Below are 23,184 nucleotides of genomic sequence, written 5' to 3'. Positions count from 1 at the left end.
AGACCTCCTTTTAGAGTCCAGCCAGTTCAATTAGTTTGGATCCCTTGGCATAGAGGCGCTTATTAGCTTTTTCAATTTCTCCGTTAATGTAATAGTAGCCTCGTAACTCCGTTTGAAGCTGCTCGATTAGTTCTGGACGAAGATCTTTAACTTCTTCCTTTTTGAGTAGGCTATTTAATTCGCCAGCCTTGGTCCAAGCTTCTCTATGATCTTTCTTTTTAAGCAATTCTCCCAGTTCATTGGTGATTTGAGAGACTTTCTTTTCAAATGTTGTTTTAGTTGCCATTTCAATTTCCTTTCTAAATGTTTCTTGTTTGCTTTTAATGGTTCGTTGGATAAAAGCGATAAGTGATGGACGCATTCTTTTATTTAGGCTAAGAATTTCCCCGTCTAGCGTAAAACAGGCATGTTCATAGTCATAAAAACCTTTCGCATCCGGTAGCTTCTCGGTAGATCTTCCAGCACATTCATAGTAGAAGTTCTTGCCTTTCCGTAAGAGAATGTACATATGCCAGAATTCTTGTTCGGGCAAAAGGAAAAAGTCCGTCTGATAGATCTTCTTAAGCATCTTAAGAAGCCTCAAGGAGATCATCATAGCCCAGAGCTTGGTAGATAAAATCAGAATCAAACCAGAGCCAGTCATTAATCCTAGTTTCTGTAGGTATATCACCAGAGAAGATATCTTCACAGATGACGGTTAAAGTATCAACTCCACCACGTTCACGGACAGTGTTTAGAGTTTCTAATCCACCTGACCAGGCTTTAAAGTTTTCTAATGAATTGATTTCTACTTTGTATTCCATAGGTTGTTTTCCTTTCTAATGTTCATAGTGTTTACTATCTTTGAGGAGCTTTAACATAGCTTTTCCACGATCGGTAATCTCTCCGCTATTTTTGATCATCTTCATGTATTCCGTCTGTAGAATCTTATCTGCTTCAGAAACAAGGGCTAGGGAGTTTGCGACTTGGTAGGTTAGCCAGCGAATGGTTCGCTCAATACTATAAGGTTGAGGGTTGGTTGAGAGTTTCAAGGGTTCGACTCCTCCGAAGAGTCGTTGCCATTTTTCATCGGGTTTGTAGGCTCCAAACTGATTGATTCCGTCATAGACTTGAATCTCTTTATTTATGATGCCTCTAGCGATTTCGCCAAGATCGACACCAGCGATATATTCTTCTACAACTCCTTGAGCCTTCTGGTCTGAAAAGCGGAGTTCGTAGCGATTCCAGATACCAAAAATCTCCAAGGATTCGTCCAAGGAGATATTTTCCATTCGAGCTATTTCATATCGCTTTTCATAAAAGTTGAAGTAGAGCTGACTTTGACGACTTCCAAAGTAAATGGACAAGCCATGATTGGCTTCCATGTCTTCGTTATCAGTGAAGGATCCACCTCCCGTGATATTCCATTTTTTGAGAGTATCAAGGACAATCTCTTTGGAATGGAGTTTCTTTATCAAATCTGGTATTAGAATTTGTTGGTCTTCATGTCCATAACCTTTATAGAGTTCATCAAGGGCTATATCTAGCCGTTTAACTCGTACATCCTGATAGGAGTAGAGGATATGTTGGAGAAAGACTTGCCAGGTGATTCCCTTGTGTTCTAAGATAACTTCCAACTCACGGCATCCTTGACCAGATAGTTGAAGGCAGACTTGGTAGTCGTTAGTGATCGCTTTATCAAAGAAATCAAAGATCCAGATGTTTCCTCTTTGCCAGAGATGAGTATAGTTCATAAGACGTGTTTCTTGTTCGGTAAACTCACTCAAGGGGCAGTGAAGGAAATTCTTACAAAACTCATCTAAATCTTTGAGTCTTGGGAAGGACAAGCGGAGGTAGTCAATCTGAGCTCGAAGGCTATCTCGTTCACAGTCTTTGTGGTAACCCAGTTTTTCTTTTAGTTCTCTAAACTTGTCAATCGTTAGTCCTCTTTCGCCAGCTTCATAAGACCGATAGGTTCTAGTCGGAAGATCCACAGCTTGTGCAAAATCTTTTTGACTGAGGCCTGTCTGTTTTCGGAATTTCTTGATATGAAAAGGACTAATTTTATCCATTCATTTGATCACCTCCTTCTAACTAAGTGACACACTTTTTTGACGAAAGTGACACACTTTTTAAAATTCGAAAACCCAACTCCCACAAGGAATGAGGAGGGGTTGGTATGGTGTTTTTGCCAATTGTAACCCCCCTATTAGAAAACGGGGGTTCATTGTCATCATGAGCCAGGAACGGCGGGCTTCGGTCTTCGCCTGACCTGCGGTCAGGCTTGCCCTTGCCCTTGTCCTAGCTCATGATGACTGACAATCGCTTCAATAGCTTTTGGATAAGACTTGCGTCCATCTTCCTCAAATTGAGTGATTGTTTCAAGAAGTAACTTTTCTTGGAAAGGTTCAATGAGAATAGCGGAGTCACTCCGTTCAAATAAGATTCCGTGCTCTTCCATATAAGGAATAATTTTTCGAAGAGTTTGCATCTTTAGATCGTGCTCATCCGCAAATTCTTTGAGCGTTCTCTTGTTTGGTTCGTTTTCTATACCCTCCTTTTTCTCTATAGGATCAATTGTTTCAACTGGTGGTTTGTATTCTTCAAATACTGAGAACTCTTCTCCTTCAAATTCCATAATCGGGATTTTAGCGTATTCATCGTAGAATGAGAATCCTTGATCGAGTGGAATATAAGGTGAATAAAACTCACCAGCTAGTTTCCCGCTTGAAGCAATATAACCACGACCGACCACTTTCACTCCATTAATCTCGTCTAGCTTTTTAAATTCTTTGGTTTTATTGGCATCCCCAAACATCATGTCATAGCCTGTTGATTCTAAATGACCGACGGAAAGGCGCATCATAAAGTTGTCCCGAAGAGAGGTCTTTATGTATTCTCCATCAGGCCGTTGCATGGCAAAGATCACGTAGACTCCAGCTTGACGGCCCTCTAGAACGATTTGAGTTAGATATTCCATGAGCTCCGACTGTTGGCTATAGTCACGGTCAATCTTAGCCATGAGAGCAGCCCATTCATCTACTAGAAGAAATTTAGGTTTTAAGTTGTAATGGGTGTAATAGGTACCTGGTCTATAGTCTGGAAAAGATGTTAAGACTTCGTAGCGCTTTTTCATAAACTCGACATTCTCTTTAAAGCAATTAATGATATCCTCTTTACTAGAATAGACTCTACCGTGAAAGACTGGAAGTTTCTTCAAAGAGGCCAAGTCTGAATTTTTTGGATCGCAAATATCGATATAGCCGACTTTTAACAAGGCATAGATAATGGACATGAGAGTAACTGTTTTTCCTCCACCAGTACCTCCACCAACAAGTAAGTGAGAGTCTTTGACATAGTCCCAATAGACATCTTTCATAAGACGAATCTTTGAGCCTTTCACTTCAACTTGATCAATTGAAATGCGACTCTCAATCCGATTGATGGCGATTTTATATTTGATAAACCGTTTGTCAAAACTCTTGTCACGAAAGTCTCCATTAAACATGACTTCAAGAGTAGAGCCAAGGTTTAAAAATCGATCTTGAAATTTGTTTCCTTCCAGGATAAAACTGACTTGAAGCTCATAGCGACTTTGTTTGAGGTAGACTTTTGGAAGTGTAATCTTTTCAACCATGCCTTTCTCTCGCTTGACTTTCTTGACCAGGTATAGGTTGTTCTCTAGCAAGAAACGAGAGAGGATTCGAAGACTATTGAGCTTTTGAAAAAAGAAAATTTTCTCGTAACAAAGCCAATTAATCCCTAAAGAAAGTAACGCAGACAGTAAAATTCCTGCTCCAATGAAATAACTCTGAGGCAAAGGGTGAACCTTTAGTTGTTCAAAATGAAGATAGACATAATAAGCGAAAACCAATAAAAAAGGAAACCACCAGATAAACCATGTGATTCCCTTGATATTGCGATGAAAAGCGTGAACTCTTTTCCCACGATAGGTAAAGAGTTTCATGAGTAATCACCTCCTAATTATCTTTCTTGTTTTCTGTTTGTTTCACTTCCTTAGTTTCCTTTATTGGAGTGGTTCCTGCTTTCTTTTTGATTTTTGAAGCGAAGAGTTTAAAGATATCGCGATTGTTCACGTGAACATGGGCGACAACAATATCTTCTAATTCTACTTCTTCACGATATTTTAATCCTAGTTCTTCAATTTCAAATTGAGTCATATCAGCGATTTGAAAGAATAAGGTCTCTCGTTGAACAGATGAATGAATCCCTACGACGATACCACGAATCTCTCCGGTGTTGACCTTTTTATAGGATCCGTCTTCATTGCGCTCAGAACGGTCTGTATCATAGATAAATTCTGGACCTTCAATCCCACGGAAGGTTAGTTTTCCAAAAACTTGAGGGATATCTAACCCTTCTGTAATAACGTGATAGGTTTTATCTGAAATTTGTAGTTTTTCTCCATAGTTTAATCCGACTTTAGGCATATGTATTTTCTCCTTTAATTAAATTCTTTATTTTTTGAGTACCAGTTTTTCCGCAAAGACATTGCGATCAGGGTTGACATTACGAGTGTTTAAAGAGCTATCTGCTAGAAAGATTGGATTGATAACTTCCACCAGAGCATCTTCTGGAAAAACTGTTGGGCTAGCTGGTGTGATAACATGAAAGGCCCCATGTTTTTCACTGTTTAGAATATGACGTTGGTATTTTCCTTTTTTACCAAATACAGACTGAGGAGCTTTCCCCAATTTTTCATAATAAGCTGGGCCGATAAATTCTGGTTTCATTTTTAGTGTTTCTGGAATCATAGGATTCTCCTTTCAAATTTTGAGTAAAAGAAAAAGAGTTAAGCTAGTTTCTTAACTCTTGAGTAATAGTGATTAAAAATTTTGCGTTTATACATGCGACTATAAAGATCAATATCTCCATAAGCAAATCCTGTTTCTTTTGCCTTAGAGGCTAAGTGATCGATATCTACCAGGGCTTGGCTATATAGTTTAGCTAGTAGACTTTCTGAGCTATCAAACATCCCATAAGTAAAGAGATAGTTTTCATAGAGTCGCTTACATTGTAATGCGAAAAAAGTTTGTCATATCATTCTCCTTTATTGTAAAAGTAAAAAGCTACTAAGTGAAAAAAGGAAAGAACTTAGTAGCTTGAGAGTATGTCTATCTAATTAGATAGACAGCAGTAAAGAAAAGTTATTTGGTTGAAGGATCCCTCCTTCACGGTGGCAACGTTTAGCAAGGTGCTTTGCGTCAATTACCATCGCTTTCCCAGCCAATCTCTTTAGGTAGTCATGATCATACCCAAAAGATTCTCTTACGCCCTTTGGCGAAGCCAGTTCACTTTACTATTCGGAAAAGTGCGAAAGTCCGAAATGCGTGGAAGTCCACAAGAAAATCCTGTTTTCTATCTTCACTTCAACCATAAACGGACTTGACTTTACCTATCAAATATATTACAATAAAGTTGCTAAGTTAATTGTGTGATTTGATAATCAGTCCTCTGGTTGTCAGACGCACTTTTTATTTAATTTTCAATGATCAAAACCTTCTAAAATAAGGTTATTATTTTTAGAAGGGATATACTCTATCGAATATATTTATATTATATACTCATCTGAGTATATTGTCAAGGGATTATTGATAAATATTTTAAAATTTATTGAGGAATTAGAAATGGGATTTCCAGAACGATTAAAAGAACTTCGATTAAAAAAAGGATTAACACAAAAGGAAATTGCGGAAGAATTTGGTATCAAGCAGCCTAATTATCAACAATGGGAAAGTGGTAAAAGAAAACCATCATCTGAAACTTTAGAGAAGTTCGCGAATTTCTTTGGAGTTACGATGGACTATCTTGCAGGGAATGATGAAGAATTAGATAATGTGGAACTTCTTTTCCGTATGAACTCAAAAGGACTAACTGATGAAGAAAAAGAAATCTTCAAAAAAGAGTTGATCGAATTTATGGAAAAAAGGAAACAAATGTTTAATAAGAAATAATTTTAATTGTATTATATTTTTTTAAAATACTGAAAATTTTATAGTCAGTATTATTTGTATTAAAGGAGATTGTATATGGAATCCAAAAATAATTTAAGACTGAAGAAATCCTTTTTGGGGATATTTATTACGTTGATTCTTATGTTTCCAATAATAATGAAAACAATACAACATATTATTTTTCATGGTTTTAATTTTAGTCAAAGTCCTTTTATATCGGTAGTTAATATAGTTGTTCAAAATTTTTCTTTTTACGCTACAGCTTTAAGTATTACATTCACTGTATTTGTATTTATCCAAAATGAGAATAAAAGAAATGAAGAGCAGAATGAAAAAGATAGAATACGTAGTGAAGAAGAAGCAAAAGAAAATGAAAAAAATAGAGAAATTCGTATAAAAGAGCTTGAGGCGATAAAAGATAAATACCGACCTACATTTATTATTGAAGAAAATGGAACAAATAACAAAAATATTGTGCTACTCATGAGAGATGAAAACTTATATCTTGAAGATGTTCTACTATATAAGCTTTTTACTAATTATCAGTCTTCAAATTATCAGTCTTCTAGAAAGATAGCTTCTAATATAAAATCGGGAGATCCTGTTAGTAATATAATAGCTGATTCTTTTTTTATAACAGCTAAAACTCAAATAGGGGAAGTAATTTTATTTGGCTATTTAAATGGTGGGATAAAAATACATAAATATTTAAAAGATAATGGTAATCCTTTATACCCATCTGAAGCTAAAGATTTTAAAGAATATAATCAGAAAGAAGTTAATAAAAACTGGGGAAGTTACAACACTATAGAAAGAGATAATGATAATTTATTGGACCAATTATTCTTCCACTATACCATTGAATTACGAAAAAATATAGGATATAACTTTACAAACTTAATAAAACAAACATTAAAATCAAGTACAGCAAATGAGTTTTTTCATTCATTAATTCCTGACTTGCAAAAATTGATAAATAGCAAATCAATTAATCTTAAGTATATTAATAAAATTATGCGCTTCATGCTCAACACAATAGAAAATAAAATAGACATGTTCCAATTTAATGGTATAAATGACGAATTGGATATAGATTATTTACAAAAAAGAGTTAAGAATATTACAAATAGAGGTTGCAATCAAGCTTTTAATTTTGACAATTCATTTAGAGAGTCAGATTTAAGTGATTTGATTACATACTTGGATAATGTAATTAGTTTTTGTGAAATCCAAGCCCCTAATGCTGATAATAAAGTTAAAGAAATTCTTCTATATATTTGTGAAATTTTAGTTGAAGTTTTTAACTTCATTACTGTTAATAAAAGCCTTGATGATGAAATTATTTCATATAAAACTATAATTTTTAATTATATTAAAATAAATTAATTCTTTTAAAACTACTAATTTGTCATTTTTTATGAAAAAACATATTAATCAGGAACGGAAAATCGTCTGCTTTATTGCATGAAGAGCTAGTTTAAGTATTCTTTTTTCAAAATTAATTTGCTTGGAGGTGATACTTTTTGGATCAATTGTATTCTAATATAAGTACAGTGACAAAGGAAATTTTATATAAATTTATAATAGATAACAACATTGGCATTTTGAACTATCATTTTAATTACTTTTTGAATTTTTACATTGAAGAATATGATATTCAAGTAACTAGTCATCACTTCTCAAATAGTAAAATTGAAGGTTTGACTATTATTGATGTATTAGGTGTTAGTATTTCTTACGAAAAAACTAACCCAAAAGTTAAGCGAAATTTTACATTATGTCATGAGTTAGGCCATCTTATTCTAAATCACGAAGGAAGTTATTTCACTGAGTCTATTGATAATCAAGGAAACATACTTGAAAGAGAAGCAAATATATTTTCAGCGGTTGTATTAATGCCAGATATCGTTTTGTTATCAAAAATTTATTATAATTGTGAAACTTTCCAAAGTATACAAGATAGTTTAGAAGTATCAAGACAAGCTCTTTACTTTCGTTTGCTAGACTTATTTAGAGTTTATTTTCCAGACAAAGAAAGTGTAATAAAGTCTTCTATTGACTCTTATATTAATGGTCAAAATGCCTCGCTGCTTCTTCTATTTCATAATATTAAAGAAAGTATTATTCAGGAATTTAACCAATATAAACCATCCTTACTTAACCAAATTAAACGAAAAATTAGTAACGATGGTTTTGCTACAAGTCAAGATATTCCTGAATTGTTAAATCAAAAAAAATGGAATCAATTAAAAAAAGAAAATCCGAATCTAAAAATATGGTTGATCTATAATAAGGGAAAATCAATAGCGTATGTTTGGGACTCCAGGAAACTGTCTGATAAAGAAGCTAAGAAAAAAGCCGAATTAAAGTTACTTTTAATTTAATAAAAAAAGAAATTAAAAATAAGAGAGCTTGAAGCACTCTTATTTTTCTATTTTACGAATAAAATTAGCAATCTCTTTTACAATTTCTGTTACTAAGGCATTTCCCATAAAGAACATACGCATTTTGTCAGAAACTTCAACAATAGATCCATCTGCTAATTTCTTTTTAGAGGTCCAATTATCTGGAAAATCTTGAAGACGCTCTGCTTCTATCGGAGTAATTAGACGATACTTATCATTTACTTTAAGAAAATGAGTAGAACGATTTACGGTTCCTTCAGAAGTGAGCATAGTTCGTCCAGGCAAATCTAAGTCATCATATGGAGCCATTCCGCCTTCAGAATAGATATAGGTGTGACCATCAGCAGACGTCCGTTCAATTCGTTTTGGTCCTCTTAAAAACTGGAATTTTTCCAACTTACCAGGATCTGTTAAGAAGTATTTTTCTGGTACTTCAGATTCGTCTTGAAGTATCTCTCTTAGAGTAATAGGTTTTCTATCAAAATCAGGCTCAGTATCGATAGAGTAGTATTTTCCATATCTCATAACCCCTGTATTCCAAACTGTTCCAGTAAAGTTATCAGAGACATCAACAATATCTTCTCCTAATTCATAGAAGACCTGACGATTTTTAACTGGGAATTTTTTTATTGGGAATTGAGTGGCAAACAAACCTGTTTCAAAAATATACTCATCATATTTGTTTTCTTCAAACACGACACTATTTTGCTCATATTTTTCATCGATACTTTTTGCAAAATCTGTGTCGTTGCGATAAACGAAAAAGAAAACTCGACGTCGGCGTTGGCTTCTTCCATACTCAGCAGCGTTAATCACTCGCCATTCTACTGAATATCCTAAATTATTGAATGCCGTAAGCATGATTGCAAAGTCTCTCCCTCGCTGTTTAGAAGGAGCTTTAAGAAGTCGATCCACGTTCTCGAGAATGAGGTATTTAGGTTTGATATTTTCAGTTGCCCGAATGATTTCCCAAAATAGAACACCCTTTTTCCCTTCAATACCTTTTTCGTTCTTTTTACTTCTTGCAACGGAATAATCTTGGCAAGGAAAACCTCCAACAATCATATCGGCATCCATAGATGCAAATTTTTCATCAGAGATATCTGAAATGCTGATATTTAAGTTCTCACTATCTGGGAAATGATAGTCATAAACTTCAAAAGCATCTTGTGATTTACGTGAAGGCTCCCATTGATTAGCCCATTTAGTTTTAAAAAAATCTTTATCAGAGTTTTCAAGGCCGATTCGGAATCCACCAACACCGGCAAATAATTCTAATACTTTCATGTTTTCTCCTTTTAGAGATATAGTAAACAGTCTATTTAACTATTATACTAAAAAAATAAAAATCGATCAACTTTCTGAATTAATTATGTTAAAATAGATATAAAATTTAGGGAGTGCTATTAAATGAAGTTTAACAATAGAGAAGATGTACATAACTGGGCACTTAAAGCTCTTGGAAAAACAGTTGGGGAACTACAAGCTTTAATGCCAAATAAAAAAACGGCCAACAAATCAATCTATGGTGATGCCTGGGAGTCTTGGTTTGGAGTTGAAAAGAATAGTCTTGCCGAAGCAGATTTAAGTGCTGTTGGCATAGAGTTGAAAGCAACTCCTCTAAAAAGAGTTAGAGATGGTATCACTGCAAAAGAACGTCTAGTTCTAAACAAAATTAATTATATTACCGAGTTTGAACTAAACAATATTAATGAGAGTAATTTTTATAAGAAAAACCAAGTCCTTGAGATCGGTTTTTATCTTTATGAAAAGGGACTAAAAAATACTGAATTTAAATTCATCAAGGCTATGCAGTTTAAAGTTCCTGAAAAAGATTGGCTAATTATAAAAAAGGACTGGGAGTTAATTCACAAATATATAAAGGAAGGAAAAGCGAATGATCTTTCCGGAAGCTTAACAAACATACTTGAAGCTTGTACAAAAGCTCAAAAAGCAACAGATATAACCCCTCAACATCCATCTTTAAATGTCAGTGGAGCAAAACCAAGAGCATTTGCTCTGAAAAATTCATATTTAAAAACTCTGGTTAAAGATTATATTTACGGGGATATGGTAGATCCAAATATTCAAGTAGATTATTTCAACAATAGTTCAGAAGTAAAAAATAATCGTGAGTCTATCATTACTGACTACAAAAAACTAGAAAAAAAATCACTAGAGGAAATCATTCTTGCAAAAGTAGATAAATATAAAGGAAAGTCAACAACAGAGTTAGCAAATCTATTTTCAATTAATACTAATCCGAAACATTTACAATCAATAATCATAAATTCAATCTTGGGAATCAGAAACAACCCAGAAGATTCTGAAGAATTTTCTAAAGCTGGAATCCAAGTAAAAACTATTCGATTAGAAGGCAATAATGTACCTGAACAACACATGAGCCTCCCTAGTTTTGAATTTGAGGAATTAGTAAATACACCTTGGAATGAATCAGAACTATATAATCAACTAGAACAAACAAAGTTCTTATTTGTAGTTTTTAAAAATATTAATGGACAATATATTTTGAAAGGTGCTAAGTTTTGGTATATGCCAATGCAATTGATTGAAAGCCAAGCAAAATCAGTCTGGAGTCGCACTAAAAAAATTATTGAAGAAGGCGTCGAATTAGAAAAAGTTTCATGGGGCAATAATTGGAGAATTGAAAATAATCTACCAAAAGCAGCTGATACAGGGAGTATAATGCACGTCAGACCTCATACAAATAAGAGTAGCTATGTAAAAGGCCCTAATTCTAGTCATCTGCCAGTTAAAGCTAGATGGAAAAATAAACCAGAAGATTTTTCCGACGATTATATGACAAAACAGAGTTTTTGGATTAATCGTGACTTTATTAGTAAGCAAGTTGAAGAATTCTGGGATTAAAACTGTTATCATAAATTATAAGAATAGAAATAACTTTATAATTCTTTGACTATCTGAACTGAAAGTAATAAAATTCCTCGAATTATTTAAAACACTTCATCCCTGTCCAACCACGGATAGGGTTTTTCATTGTTGATAACACGTCTCAAACAATCTACACTAGATTGGAGATGAAATAGATCGTGATTACTTATTTTGTCTTCTGGGGTATTCTGAATTTTATCACAATGGCGTTTAATATGCCAAATGGCTTTTTTGATATTTTCTTTTTTTAAATTGTTCATACATTCATTGTATAACAAAGTACAATCTAATTTTCTTGATTAATTTATTTGGTAAGAAATATAAATTATTTAGTCAAAAAAATCAATAATTAATTTTGATGGAAATCTATTTTGTACTAAAAAACACCTATTTAGTAAATAGATGTTTAGCAATTATTGAATGATTGTTTATTGTCTAATATAGCTCATCCTTTGTTGGCTCTATGACTTCTCTATAAAATCTCTCTACTTGTGAAGCTAGATAACCTTTTGAAGACTCATTTGCTTTCATAAACAATTCAATAAAAGAATTGAGGGACAAGAGATCATTCGAGTTAATATTGAATTCTCTTGATTTACAAAGATTCAAAACATCCTTTCCAAATACACTAATTTCCTCAAGCTTTTGGTTATCGAAAACATTTTTCTGAAGTAGGATTTCAAGATTTTTGATAAAGTCATACAGATTTTCGTATTGTTCATCTAAGTTATTCATAGCCAATCCTTTCTAATCGTATCCATATTTTTTAAGTGCATTTTTGTAAGCCTCACTACCTTTTAAATAGTAATCATGTTTTGTTCCACTAATATCAACAGTAAATACTCCATCTTTAAATGTATAGCTTTCACTTCGACTTATGATTTGTGAGCCCATCAATTCAATTGTTTCATTCTCTTTATTAATTACAAAGGTATCAGCTTCACCACTATCAATTGTACCCTTATTTCCAGAAATCGTAAATATTCGTTCATTTCGATTTTCGTTTATCCAATAATATTCTCCATCTAAAGTTTGGTTGTTTTTATTGGAGCATGAAATAAGGGTAAAAGCTAGGAGCGACACAAACAGCACACTAATAAGTTTTCTCATAGATATACCTCCTTTTTCAATATAGTATACCAAAATACCATTACAGAATTGATACAACCAATGTCGGTTATAATAGAAAATGTTAAAAATGTCTGTTATAACAGCAATCTTTTTTTCAAAAAAATTAAAATAGATGATAAAAAGCTATAACATGAGAAAAGAAGAAGTCATGCTATTCTCAGCCCTTAAAGTTAATTTCCTTTTGTGAAAAAAGAAACTAATTTCTAAACTAGAGTGTTACTGATTCAAATGTTTTTTTGTTATTTGACGAAGAAGTTGTTGAACTTCGTTTTCTATAATTTCTGCATCGTTAATCCATTGCTTGACGAGAGCACTATAATAATCTTTTGGCGCATCCTCCTTCAGCAAATCCATTTTTTCAAAATATTCATGTAATAAGTCTGCATCAATGTAGTTTCTGCTATTAAATGATACTATGCCTAAGCAATCATCTGGATAGTTTAAATCAAAATAGATTGGACTCTTATTACTCTTCAATTGTCCATAAGGAAGGAAGCTTGATAACTCATACTTAATTTTATCAACTAGTCTATTGTTTTCTAGACTTGGTTTTAAATTTATACTATCTAAAGTTACATCAAATTTTCTGAAATCTAAAGCTTCGTTTAAAGCTTCAGTAAATTCTACTAGCCAAGCTACAGGTAAGCCGTATTCAAAATCGTTCATTTTTTCCTCCTTTGATAAATAAAGTCACACTACAAGTGTTTATAAAGTAAAATACACTATGTACTAAAATGAGCAGCCAACTTCTTTCAGGAAAAGGCTTCTTTTTCGGAAAGTTCTAATTTCTTTATGTAGAAAATCAATAAGCACATTAGATTCATTCAAGAAAAAATAAATTTATCAAAAATATTATATACCTAATTCTAAAATTTCTTCATACCAAAAATCAAAAGATTCATTAATATATAATAAAACATTGAACAATTTAAGAAACTCCTCCTTTGACATATCATCTTTCCATCGTCCATGACTAATCATATGTCTATTAGGTTTCTCTGATTTAAAACAAGGAGTATAGGCAAAAAAATCATTCAACCAACTTATTAGCCCGATATCATAAATAGTCTTGCTAGTAAGTTCATCTTGTAGTTTTTGATCTAACACTTTCACCGCTCTATACCCCACCTGAATTCTATCTTTTTTGCGACGATTCAATGATTTTGTTTCTATTTTTTCATAGAATCTATTTATTGCACCATCAATAGCTATTGTCGCAAGGGTATATGCTGAATAATAATTTCCACTACTATATGAATCAACCATTGATTTCACTAATGGTTTTGAATACCAATCAGACTCTCCCAAGTCTGCTATTTTTTCACTGTTATTTATAATATCTTCTAATAAACTATACCATTTCGTTTCTAATTCTTCTAAATTATCAGATATTAAATCACTAACTGGATCTCCATTTTGAAAAAAAACAACCCATCCTTTACTAGCTAAAAGGATTATATTTTCTCTGATTTTGTTATATTCTTCATCTGAATATAAAGGTTGAAGTTCAGCAATTGCATTACTTAGACTCGACAGTGCCTCAAGGTATGACTTATCAAAAGTTGAAATTGTATTATTTACAATTTCTGCTATTTTCTTAAGGGATTCTACTTGTTGCGACTGTATTTCAGAAAGTACTTCAGAGGCCTCTTTAACACCACTACTCTTCATAATCTCAGCAGATTTGGATATTAATGAATTCAACATCACACTTTCAATTGATTTTATAGCCGAAAAGCTCGTAACATCTAACCCAACATTTTTTCTTGCACTATCTCCTAAAGCCATTAATGAATTTGCTAATCTATTTAGATTTTCTACGTTTGCTTTGAAGCCATTTACGCTAATTGGAATTGGATTTTGAACTTCTTTTGACTCTCTTTTCATATTCCATCCGAATAAGATAAAGCAAAAATAAGTTACTTTACCCTATTGTCTTTCCTTTCTAATCATACGATACTTATTAATCATTAACTACTATCAACTTAAACTATTATTTATCACTATCATTATTATATCATTAGTTAATATCATTTTTTCCCAATAAAATAATTGATTCTTATGCTACAATAATTATAACAATGAGAAAGAGAGAGTTTTATTATGAAAAATCCTTGGCTAGAAACTGAGCCCCAAATTTTTGGTGATAAAAAGATAATTGTTGCTAGTGACGACTGGAAATATTTTGAAAAATTATTAAGTACCTCAGAAAAACTTAAGAATTTACAGTTAGATATCTATCCGCAACACTTTGTGGGAGACCTAAAAAATGCTGAAATTATGATACTGAGCCTAAACCCAGGATATGAAGAAAAATACAAGCGTGCTTATAAAAATAAACAGGGATATGAAGATATTATAAAAAACAATCTAGAAATGAAAAATTCACGCTTTCACGCTCTAGATTTAGCAACTGAAGATAACCTAGGTTATTGGGGAAAAAGATTGAAGTTTTTGGTTGACGATAATAATATTAAAAGCAAGAAGAAAGACACTCTAGATTCTTTAAAAAGAATAGCCCAAAATATTGCACTTGCTGAATTTTTTCCGTATCATTCTGAGTCTTACGATGACTGGTTTGACAAGATTCCAACGAAAGCAAAAATAGATAATGAAAAATATCTTCCATCTCAAAAATTTCTTTTTAATGAAATTAAGCAACGAATAAGAAATAAAGATGTAATCATCATACTTGCTCGTTCCTTTAGAAAGTGGTACGAGGCAATTCCTGAATTAATAGATTACGAAAAATGTTATGAAGTGACAAATCCTAACAACCCATCACTTAAGCCTGAATACATATACAAAGTAGAAAGAACCTCTGTTAAAACAAAAATGGAAGAAATTATAAGAGAAATCAAAAATAGATCCTAAATATAAAAGAAGTATCTATCAACAGATAACTATTTAATTTTACTTTAAAATATCTGGCAACTATAATTTTAAAAAATTAAATTTCCTTCCTTGGAAGATTATATAATCATTAAATCAAAGTATATTTGTACCAAATTTGTACCAAATTGTATTTCAAATCACTTTTATTCGAGGAAAGATTTTAATAAAAACCCCTCTATTTCAAGCATCTATTGCTATTTTCTTCTACACTAAAATGAAGGATTTCTTGCAGGGGGCATCTAAATCAACAGGAAAAAGCCTTGATTTATAAGGCTTTTTTGCTTGTCTATAACTGATTTGCCCCATCATTTGCCCCACATTTTTTTATGAGCAATCTTTCCAGACATCTCTGATTACGAAAAACAAAAAAGCTATCCTACCTTTGCAAATTTGGATAAGATAGCGGAATATTTTAATGCAACTCCAACCCAACTCTTTGGAACGAGTAAAGAGATTGAGTTAGAAAAGAGTGTTCTTGAATCTAATGAATACTCTGATAAAGTAAGTGAAATCTTAAAAGCTGTCAAATACATCGAGCATTTCCTACATACTGATGGACAGTACTTAGAGGATTTACTTTACCTAACAAGAGGCAACCAACTATACACAGAAGATGGAGATGAATTGTATATTGATCCAACTTCTCAGAAAAGAACATTTCATACCCAATATGAACCCGGTTTTATTGTAGCAAGAGAGAAATCCCCACTAGAGCTCTTAATTGAAAATAAGGACCTATTAGATTAAAAAAAGCGAGGATATCCTCGCTTCAGATTGAAGTTAAAATCTTTAGAAGACACTTTTATAAGGACTTTGTCTTAAATCTGTGAAAAGGAGTGAAAACTCCTTTTCTTTTTGTAAGTCAGACTGAAACTTCCAAATTGTTTATTTATTTTATTGACATTTTCTATAAAAATAAGTACAATAGTTTTATTAACAAACTATACTATACTATATAGGGGGTATTGAAATGAAATTTTCTAATCGTTTACTGCTATTCCTTGCAGGAGTTGTTTTTGTCCTTTTAGGACTTTTCCTATTTACAAACCCAGTAGCTAATCTTGTTGCTTACAGCTGGTGGATTTCATTTGGTTTACTGGTTTCTTCTATAGCAGCTATTTTAGGCTATTTCTCTGCACCAAAAGAGCTTCGCTCACCTGTTTATCTTTTCCAAGGATTTGTTAGTCTTCTCTTAGCTCTTTACCTCGTTGCTTATGGCTTTGTGACCCTGCCGGTCGTCATTCCGACCATTGTAGGAATTTGGTTAATTGTAGAAGCCATTATTGCTTTCTTTAAAGGCAATCGTCAAAGATTGATTTTCCCTATTATTGGTAGCAATATCATGTGGGTAGCCTTGCTTGAATTTTTACTAGGTCTAGTGATTCTGTTCAATCCAGTGGCTACAGGTGTCTTTGTCGTTTATGTCATTGCCTTTTCATTTTTAGTTACTGGCTTCACCTACATTATTGAGGCCTTTCGTAAATAGTCTAGTTGCTATTTCTATCGCATTCAAAAAAGCTGGGAAATCATATTCTCAGCTTTTTTGTCTCTTTAATTATCACTTTTTCGCATTCCATTCTGCGTAGAAATTTGTTTTTCCATTTTATTCTCCAATTTGATCTCGCACTGACATTTATTTATAACAAAACTATATATCTAGAATAGCATAATCATTAGGTATTATAGGTTTTCAAACAAAATACGAGTCATTCGTTTTTGCCCCGCTTTTGCCCCATTTTTAAATCCTGACATTGAAAATACCTAAAAGTATTTCCCTAAAATCAGCTATATTTCAACATTTTTGTTTATTTTCAATATGAAAAGTTCTTACAAATCCATGTAGGGGGTATCTAAATCAACAGGAAAAAGCCTTGATTTATAAGGCTTTTTTGCTTGTCATTTTGTTTTTTGTACCAAATTTTGTACCAAATAATTTATATTCACCAAATTAGAGAGTCTCATCCAAAGACTCGTTATTTATCTCACACTCGTTTTCGTCGAAAAAACCACCGCAAGGGTGGTTCTTTTTTATCAATCGTCAAACACTCCGCCTGTGAGTTGGTACATGAGGTAAATGTGCTCCAGGACTTTAACTTTATCCATATGATCCACATCTTTAAAGCCTCCTAATGCTAGGAGCGGGACAAAACCGAAACATTGGTTATAAGACAGAGCACCATGTTTTGACACAGCTTGTCTGTATAAATCAAGTTCAAAGTTATCAGTCACATATGAGTTATCTAAATACTGAAGGAAATATTTCAAGCTCTTTATAATAATGTCGCAGTCTTGAACGTTATATTTTACAATACCAACAAATTCATTCTCTTCCCAAGTAATAATATCTCCAAATGCTGTTACGAACATAGGAAAAGCGACGTCTCCTCTGAAATAACTATCTTGGAGAAGCTCTAGATAGTCATCTGGATTGATAACTTTTAGATAACCATCTAAAAAGGTTCCCAGACCATCTTCCTGCCAAATTTGAACTAACTCAGTTGGAACTTGATCTTTGTATTTTTCAATAACTTCTTGGGGCATATCTGCCACTTTTATAAAGTTGTCTAACATATTTTCCTCCGATTTAATTTTTAGCATCATTTTTCTCCAACCCTAGTATACCATAAACCATATGTACCAACATTTATTAAACAACAAGAAAACCACCGCGAGGGTGGTTCCTTTTTTTATCAATCGTCCATTACTCCGCCTGTGAGTTGGTACATGAGATAAATGTGTTCCAGAACTTTGACTTTATCCATATGACCCACATCTTTAACGCCTCCTAATGCCAGGAGCGGTACAAAACCGAAACACTGGTTATAAGACAGAGCACAATGTTTTGACACAGCTTGTCTATATAAATCAAGTTCAAATTTTTTTGTAATATATTCGTTATCTAAATATTGAACGAATAAATCCATCCCCTTACAAATAATATCCAAATCTTGAATGTTATATTGGACAATTCCCACGTAGGCGTTCTCTTCCCAAGTAACAATATCTCCAAATGCTGTTACGAACATAGGAAAAGCGATATCTCCTCTGAAATAGCTATCTCGGAGAAGTTCAAGATAGTCATCTGGATTAATGACTTTGAGATAACCATCTAAGAAGGTTCCTAAACCATCCTCTTGCCAAATTTGAACCAACTCAGAAGGGACTTGATTCTTATACTTTTCAATGACTTCTTGGGGCATATCTGCCTCTTTTATAAAGTTTTCTAGCATGTTTTCTTATTTCTTGATTTTAGATTGTGAATTTAACGGCCCCAATTACTCCATAAAATGTAAGTCGATTCATTTTTATATGCTAATTATTTGTACTTTACAGTCGCTATAAATTCCGTGTTAATTGTTCGTAAAATATTGCTATCAAACTGATAATTATATATCAAAATCAACGTGTTATTGGGTTCAATATTGGGATTTATGCCTTTTTGCTTTAAATTGTTTATAATAACGTTATCATAGGATGCCCCTTTTAGCATATCAAACAAATTTGTAAAGCTGGTTTCAAAAACTTCTTTTTCAATTAAGTAATCATCAATGTCATCAATATCAATATTGTATTGATCATAAAACAATGAAGGAACCACCTCTCCTTCATCATCATATTTCAAATTTATAAACTCATCTAAATCTAACTTAGTAGCAAAATTGCCAATCCAAATTGACACTGTGTTTTCTGTTTCCATAATTATCCTTTCTATTTTCCAAAACTCCGCAGTCCCTCTGGCAATGAAGCTATTCCACCATCTAATCTATAATTTGCCCAATTATTTAACCTTCTGACAAAAGTTTCATAATCCAAAGAACTATCAATTATCCCCAGCAACTCATTATGCGCACGAGTTGAACCTAGACCACCATGAACTCCGGTCGGATTCACAAATTTTACATCTGATATTGCCGTTCTAAGATCACGTATCTGTTCAGCCTGAATCCCCCATCTCTTAAATTGAGGTGCACGAGAAACAAGATGCCATTCATGCATTCCACCAGGCGCTCTTAATTGTCTTTCAATTTTACGTCTTAAATGCTTATTATCCCAAATTTCATCTAATTGTTCCGGGGTTAATCTGTTGAAAAATTCTTCAAAATTACCAGATTTAACAGTTGGAATATCCTGAGGAGATAAGTCATCAATTACTATCGGCTCTTCCAGACCTTTAGGTACTTCATCTCCATACTTAGCCAACTGCTCACTTGTTTCTTGACTAAACTCTTGGCCAACTTTCTTACTAGATTGTTCTGCTGTTTCCTTCACTCCTCGAGCGACATCATCGCTATGCTTAGCCAATTGCTCACTTGTTTCTTGACTAAACTCCTGGCTAACTTTCTTACCAGCTTGTTCTGCAGTCTCTTTCAAACCTTGGGCAACTTCATCGCCATGTTTTGCAAACTGCTCACTGGCTTCTTGTCCAACTTCTCGGCTTACTTTCTTACCAACTTGTTCAGTACTTTCCTTCAAAGTTTTAGAAACTTCATCACCATGCTTGGCAACTTCATCACCATGTTTGGCCAATTGCTCTGTAGCTTCTTGTCCAACCTCTCGGCTCGCTTTCTTACCAACTTGTTCAGTGCTTTCCTGCAAAGTTTTAGAAACATTATCACCATACTTAGCAACTTCATCGCCATGTTTAGCCAACTGCTCTGTAGCACCTTGTCCAAACTCTGTTGCGGCCTTACGAGTACTACGAACTCCATCATCGGCCATGTTATAGACTCGAGCATTACTACGGGTGATCTTATCACTATAGTTAGCCCCAGCAAGGACCCTATTATCTCCGAAATTAGATAAAGTACGTCGGAAGTTTTCACGGAAGGTATTAAACTCTGGAGATCTTGCAGCTAAGTTATCACCCCACTTACCTGCAACAGATTTTAACTTGCTAAGTCCTTCTCCAAGCTCATCACTCCAACGAGTAAAAGTTGTTTTAGAATCTGCGATGACGTTAATCATATTCTTCGCAAATGCCTTCGTCTTAGCAGGTCCACGTGTTGCAAGGTGTAGCAAGCCTTGAACCATATCATCTGCATTTTTAACAGCATGTCTTCCGACTGTACTAGTAAAGAGACGGGCGCCCTCTGCGAACGTTTTTGCAGTCTTGGCTGCTGTAAGACCTGCTTTGACTTCACCGGCACCTACAAACCACGAACCAACTTCAAAAACAACTCCACCTGTATTATACCATCCATCTTTAGTAAAGTCATTCCACAGCTTTTCAGTTGTTCTCTTTGTATCTCTCCAAGCTTCTGCTCGTGTCCGTTCATCAGTCATTAACTTCCATGAGTAATCGAGTACCTTTTGCCCATTTTCAAGAGTAAAGGTATTCGTAAATGCATCTTTAAGAGCAACTACATTATTCCATGCTCCGTTAACATCTTTCTCCATCCAGTCTGGAGCAACATTAAGACCTGTCAGTTTTTCAAATCCAACAGTAAAAAGCTCTTGCGTAAATTGATGAGCATCGAAATATAGGTAAGCAAGATCTCCAACCAAACTAGATGCACCACCAATGAATCCTTCAGCAAACAATAGAGTCTCTCTAACAACTGGAATATCTAGATTTTTGGTAGCATTTATAACACCATCCCACCAATCACCTAATCCCTTTCTTGCGTCTTTAATCATTGCTTGAGCGGGGTGATTTTTTCTCCACTCTTCTTCTTCTTCCTTTGCTTTTCTCGCAGCTTCTTCCTGTTCCTTCTTCGCTTGAGTAATCTGATCATCAACCTGTTTGATTCCTTCAGCTAATTGTGAATAGGAAACAATTTCTACAAATCGAGGATCAGTGTAGGACAGCTCCTGAATTGCATTCCCAGCATCTATCTGTTGCTGCAAAGCTGTTAGGAGAGATTCTGTATTTAGTTCAGTTTGATCACTATCAAAAGCGTTCACCTTTGTAATGGCATCAGATAAAACTGTATTAGCCTTCGTGATTGAGCTAGAAACATTACTAGATGGCGAACTGAGACTGATCAGATCATTAATACTTGAGTAGATCTGACTAATATTCGTTTCGTAATCCGAATGCTTAGTATTGGCATCCGTCATCTTCGTCTTGGTCTGAGTCATGACTTCTTCATCCAAGATAGCCGTCTCTGAAGTCTCACCAACTCCGTCACGGAAAGCAGTTAGAGCCTGGGTATAATCTGCATCCATTAATGTATAGGCTGTTTTTAAGCCTACAATAACAGCGTTATGACTATTATTAATCTCGTTATTGATTGCCTTCCCTACTTCTCCATACATGGAATTACTTGTAATAATGGCATTCATTTTATCTTTCGCTGCATTTAGCTGTTCTTCAGCTTTTTCAGCAGATTCCAGATAGGTTTTTTTCAGATTGAGTAATTCCTCCATTTCGACATGGAATCCCATTAACTCTCCTCCTCTCCACCAAACAGATCTAGTATTTGACTGTCTGTCGCTCTTGTTTTGAAATATTCTAATCCTTCGTCCATTGGCATAAAGGCAGTAGAATTTTGTTCCTTAGCTAGCTGAGTTGCTCTCAAGACTTCCATACTGAAAGTTTCATCCAAAGGATGTTGCCATCCCATATGGACTACTTTACTAATCATCATATTAGATACTGTTATTGGTACACTGACTGGCAACTGACCAATTGGCCACAGATAAGCGTAATAATCAACTAGATAACGATCGAATGGTTTTTGCAATGGCGCTTTACGTCCTGTTATGACGACAAGCTCGGCAATACCAGAGTTTTTAATTTGCTCTTTAATCACCGGTGGCATCATTTCTTCATCAAGTTCAACTACAGTACCAATCGGCAAAATTTCCGAGTATACTGCATCAACTTTTGCTAAAAAGATCAGAAAATCATCTTCAGAAAATTTTACTGTTACTCGTTGACGCTTAAATGTTACTGTTCGATCTCCACCATCTTCTCCATAGTCAAAATAGACATCAATAGGTGCTCCAATTTTTGGTTTATGATGATACTCTAACTCTAGCTTCCGATATTTTTTGTAGATTCCTCGGAGAATCTGAGGATGACTCCCAATAAAATTCCCTAGAAACAATATGTCGTCTGTCACTTCAAACTTTATTTGAGAATCATTGTGAAGAATACTATAAAAAATTTTATTTTTATCTACAACTTCTTGTCCCATTATTTAAACCTCAAATTCGCTGCATTCTTTTCGAAGTCTGCTCCATATTGAGCATCCTCATCAACAATTTTCTGTGCGACTTCCAACATTTTTTGGGTGCTTTTTGCATTATAGCCCTTATAATTTGTCAAAGTCTCTTCAACTTTCTTTTGCATTTCAATCAAGGCCTTAAAACGTGCTAGTGTCGTCTTCTCCAACTCTTGGACTGTGACGCCTGATACACCTGCCACACTACTTGCAGCACTGTTTACTGCGCTATTCCATTCTTCAGGAGATACTCCAATTCTTCCTGTGCTTCCCATACTTGCCTCCTATACCAAAGATTGAAAGAAGTTCGCAGCCATATCCCAAGCATTTTTCGCCCACTCAATCAAATTACCATTTTCTGCTTCTAGGCTAGCAATTTTCCCAGATAGAGTAGATAAATTCTTCTGGTGGTGATTGATGTCTGAGTTGATATCTAAAACAACTTCATCTACTTCTTTTTTGAAATTATCCCGAATCACACCTTTAAAGTTTGAATCTGAAATCTCAGATTCGATCTTTTCGACATTATCCATGAAGGTATTATAATCTTGTAATGCAGCAACAAGTTTCGTTTTGGCTTCATTCAAGCGCCTGATTTTTTCATCATTTGCTGCTCTCTTGGCATCATATTCCCGAGCTTGCGCTTGACATTTCTCGCCTTGAGCACGATTGTATGCATTACGTTCGGCTTTATCACTTGCCATGTCATTTCCTCCC

At 34.1% G+C, this 23,184-nt stretch carries 25 protein-coding genes; 7 read left to right on the top strand and 18 right to left on the bottom strand.

The genetic code is table 11. From position 1 onward, the window contains the following. Window positions 1-10 precede the first annotated feature (10 nt). From EAI95_RS08070 to EAI95_RS08045, 6 genes are all read right to left on the bottom strand, one after another. On the bottom strand, window positions 11-568 hold the full coding sequence (locus EAI95_RS08070; RefSeq protein WP_129822683.1) for a conjugal transfer protein: 558 nt from the start codon (window positions 566-568) through the stop codon (window positions 11-13). A 1-nt stretch (window position 569) separates the two neighbouring features. Further along, window positions 570-803 (bottom strand): hypothetical protein, encoded by a 234-nt coding sequence (locus EAI95_RS08065; protein ID WP_120701272.1) that lies wholly within the window; start codon window positions 801-803, stop codon window positions 570-572. Between the two features lie 15 nt (window positions 804-818). Then, window positions 819-2,051: a replication initiation factor domain-containing protein gene (locus EAI95_RS08060; protein WP_129822682.1), complete on the bottom strand. Its 1,233-nt coding sequence runs from the start codon at window positions 2,049-2,051 to the stop codon at window positions 819-821. A 206-nt stretch (window positions 2,052-2,257) separates the two neighbouring features. Then, window positions 2,258-3,946, bottom strand: a complete 1,689-nt coding sequence (locus tag EAI95_RS08055) for an FtsK/SpoIIIE domain-containing protein (RefSeq protein ID WP_129822681.1) — start codon at window positions 3,944-3,946, stop codon at window positions 2,258-2,260. A 13-nt stretch (window positions 3,947-3,959) separates the two neighbouring features. Beyond that, window positions 3,960-4,430 (bottom strand): conjugal transfer protein, encoded by a 471-nt coding sequence (locus EAI95_RS08050; RefSeq protein ID WP_129822680.1) that lies wholly within the window; start codon window positions 4,428-4,430, stop codon window positions 3,960-3,962. A 27-nt stretch (window positions 4,431-4,457) separates the two neighbouring features. Continuing rightward, window positions 4,458-4,754 (bottom strand): cytoplasmic protein, encoded by a 297-nt coding sequence (locus EAI95_RS08045; protein ID WP_129822679.1) that lies wholly within the window; start codon window positions 4,752-4,754, stop codon window positions 4,458-4,460. 873 nt (window positions 4,755-5,627) lie between these two features. On the opposite strand from EAI95_RS08045, the gene EAI95_RS08035 reads away from it, so the two are divergent. From EAI95_RS08035 to EAI95_RS08025, 3 genes are all read left to right on the top strand, one after another. After that, window positions 5,628-5,954 carry a helix-turn-helix transcriptional regulator gene (locus EAI95_RS08035; protein WP_129822677.1) on the top strand — a complete coding sequence of 109 codons (327 nt, stop codon included), beginning with the start codon at window positions 5,628-5,630 and terminating at the stop codon, window positions 5,952-5,954. Between the two features lie 75 nt (window positions 5,955-6,029). Further along, on the top strand, window positions 6,030-7,340 hold the full coding sequence (locus EAI95_RS08030) for a hypothetical protein (RefSeq protein WP_129822676.1): 1,311 nt from the start codon (window positions 6,030-6,032) through the stop codon (window positions 7,338-7,340). Between the two features lie 137 nt (window positions 7,341-7,477). After that, window positions 7,478-8,338, top strand: coding sequence for an ImmA/IrrE family metallo-endopeptidase (locus EAI95_RS08025; RefSeq protein ID WP_129822675.1), 861 nt, complete (start codon window positions 7,478-7,480; stop codon window positions 8,336-8,338). A gap of 39 nt (window positions 8,339-8,377) precedes the next feature. On the opposite strand, the gene dcm is transcribed toward EAI95_RS08025, so the two are convergent. Next, entirely contained in the window at window positions 8,378-9,646 is a 1,269-nt protein-coding gene (gene dcm, locus EAI95_RS08020) for a DNA (cytosine-5-)-methyltransferase (protein ID WP_129822674.1), read from the bottom strand. Between the two features lie 123 nt (window positions 9,647-9,769). Here dcm and EAI95_RS08015 point away from each other — a divergent pair, with 123 nt between their 5' ends. After that, window positions 9,770-11,248 (top strand): Sau3AI family type II restriction endonuclease, encoded by a 1,479-nt coding sequence (locus EAI95_RS08015; RefSeq protein WP_129822673.1) that lies wholly within the window; start codon window positions 9,770-9,772, stop codon window positions 11,246-11,248. A gap of 459 nt (window positions 11,249-11,707) precedes the next feature. Here the strand turns inward: EAI95_RS08015 and EAI95_RS08005 are convergent, their stop codons facing one another. From EAI95_RS08005 to EAI95_RS07990, 4 genes are all read right to left on the bottom strand, one after another. After that, window positions 11,708-12,007, bottom strand: a complete 300-nt coding sequence (locus EAI95_RS08005; RefSeq protein ID WP_129822671.1) for a hypothetical protein — start codon at window positions 12,005-12,007, stop codon at window positions 11,708-11,710. A gap of 12 nt (window positions 12,008-12,019) precedes the next feature. After that, a complete protein-coding gene (locus tag EAI95_RS08000) occupies window positions 12,020-12,382 on the bottom strand; it encodes a hypothetical protein (RefSeq protein WP_129822670.1) in 363 nt (120 codons plus the stop codon). 237 nt (window positions 12,383-12,619) lie between these two features. Continuing rightward, window positions 12,620-13,069, bottom strand: a complete 450-nt coding sequence (locus EAI95_RS07995; RefSeq protein WP_129822669.1) for a hypothetical protein — start codon at window positions 13,067-13,069, stop codon at window positions 12,620-12,622. A gap of 186 nt (window positions 13,070-13,255) precedes the next feature. Continuing rightward, a complete protein-coding gene (locus EAI95_RS07990; protein ID WP_129822668.1) occupies window positions 13,256-14,290 on the bottom strand; it encodes a hypothetical protein in 1,035 nt (344 codons plus the stop codon). Between the two features lie 216 nt (window positions 14,291-14,506). Between EAI95_RS07990 and EAI95_RS07985 the strand changes: the two genes are divergently transcribed. The 3 genes from EAI95_RS07985 (at window position 14,507) to EAI95_RS07975 (ending at window position 16,784) form a co-directional block, all read left to right on the top strand. Further along, window positions 14,507-15,277: a hypothetical protein gene (locus EAI95_RS07985; protein ID WP_129822667.1), complete on the top strand. Its 771-nt coding sequence runs from the start codon at window positions 14,507-14,509 to the stop codon at window positions 15,275-15,277. 354 nt (window positions 15,278-15,631) lie between these two features. Next, a complete protein-coding gene (locus tag EAI95_RS07980) occupies window positions 15,632-16,045 on the top strand; it encodes a helix-turn-helix transcriptional regulator (protein WP_238662907.1) in 414 nt (137 codons plus the stop codon). Between the two features lie 223 nt (window positions 16,046-16,268). Beyond that, entirely contained in the window at window positions 16,269-16,784 is a 516-nt protein-coding gene (locus EAI95_RS07975) for a DUF308 domain-containing protein (RefSeq protein ID WP_129822665.1), read from the top strand. 545 nt (window positions 16,785-17,329) lie between these two features. On the opposite strand, the gene EAI95_RS07965 is transcribed toward EAI95_RS07975, so the two are convergent. The 7 genes from EAI95_RS07965 to EAI95_RS07935 all read right to left on the bottom strand — a co-directional run bounded on the left by EAI95_RS07965 (window position 17,330) and on the right by EAI95_RS07935 (window position 23,171). Further along, on the bottom strand, window positions 17,330-17,869 hold the full coding sequence (locus tag EAI95_RS07965; protein WP_129822749.1) for a T6SS immunity protein Tdi1 domain-containing protein: 540 nt from the start codon (window positions 17,867-17,869) through the stop codon (window positions 17,330-17,332). Window positions 17,870-17,988: 119 nt separating this feature from the next. Continuing rightward, entirely contained in the window at window positions 17,989-18,528 is a 540-nt protein-coding gene (locus EAI95_RS07960; RefSeq protein WP_129822664.1) for a T6SS immunity protein Tdi1 domain-containing protein, read from the bottom strand. Between the two features lie 86 nt (window positions 18,529-18,614). Beyond that, a complete protein-coding gene (locus EAI95_RS07955; RefSeq protein WP_129270376.1) occupies window positions 18,615-18,995 on the bottom strand; it encodes an immunity 22 family protein in 381 nt (126 codons plus the stop codon). An 11-nt stretch (window positions 18,996-19,006) separates the two neighbouring features. Further along, window positions 19,007-21,685 carry a hypothetical protein gene (locus EAI95_RS10065; RefSeq protein ID WP_238662904.1) on the bottom strand — a complete coding sequence of 893 codons (2,679 nt, stop codon included), beginning with the start codon at window positions 21,683-21,685 and terminating at the stop codon, window positions 19,007-19,009. Beyond that, window positions 21,685-22,440 (bottom strand): DUF4176 domain-containing protein, encoded by a 756-nt coding sequence (locus EAI95_RS07945; protein WP_129822663.1) that lies wholly within the window; start codon window positions 22,438-22,440, stop codon window positions 21,685-21,687. The genes EAI95_RS10065 and EAI95_RS07945 overlap by 1 nt, the downstream gene beginning before the upstream one ends. Next, window positions 22,440-22,742 carry a TIGR04197 family type VII secretion effector gene (locus EAI95_RS07940; RefSeq protein ID WP_129270372.1) on the bottom strand — a complete coding sequence of 101 codons (303 nt, stop codon included), beginning with the start codon at window positions 22,740-22,742 and terminating at the stop codon, window positions 22,440-22,442. Before EAI95_RS07940 ends, EAI95_RS07945 begins: the two co-directional genes overlap by 1 nt. Before the next feature lie 9 nt (window positions 22,743-22,751). Continuing rightward, a complete protein-coding gene (locus EAI95_RS07935; protein WP_126403710.1) occupies window positions 22,752-23,171 on the bottom strand; it encodes a hypothetical protein in 420 nt (139 codons plus the stop codon). Between the last annotated feature and the right edge of the window lie 13 nt (window positions 23,172-23,184).

Origin of the sequence: Streptococcus sp. bf_0095 (assembly GCF_004166885.1) — a bacterium.
GTDB lineage: Bacteria > Bacillota > Bacilli > Lactobacillales > Streptococcaceae > Streptococcus.
Note: the sequence above shows the minus strand (reverse complement) of the source record. Positions and strands in the feature narration are given on the sequence as shown.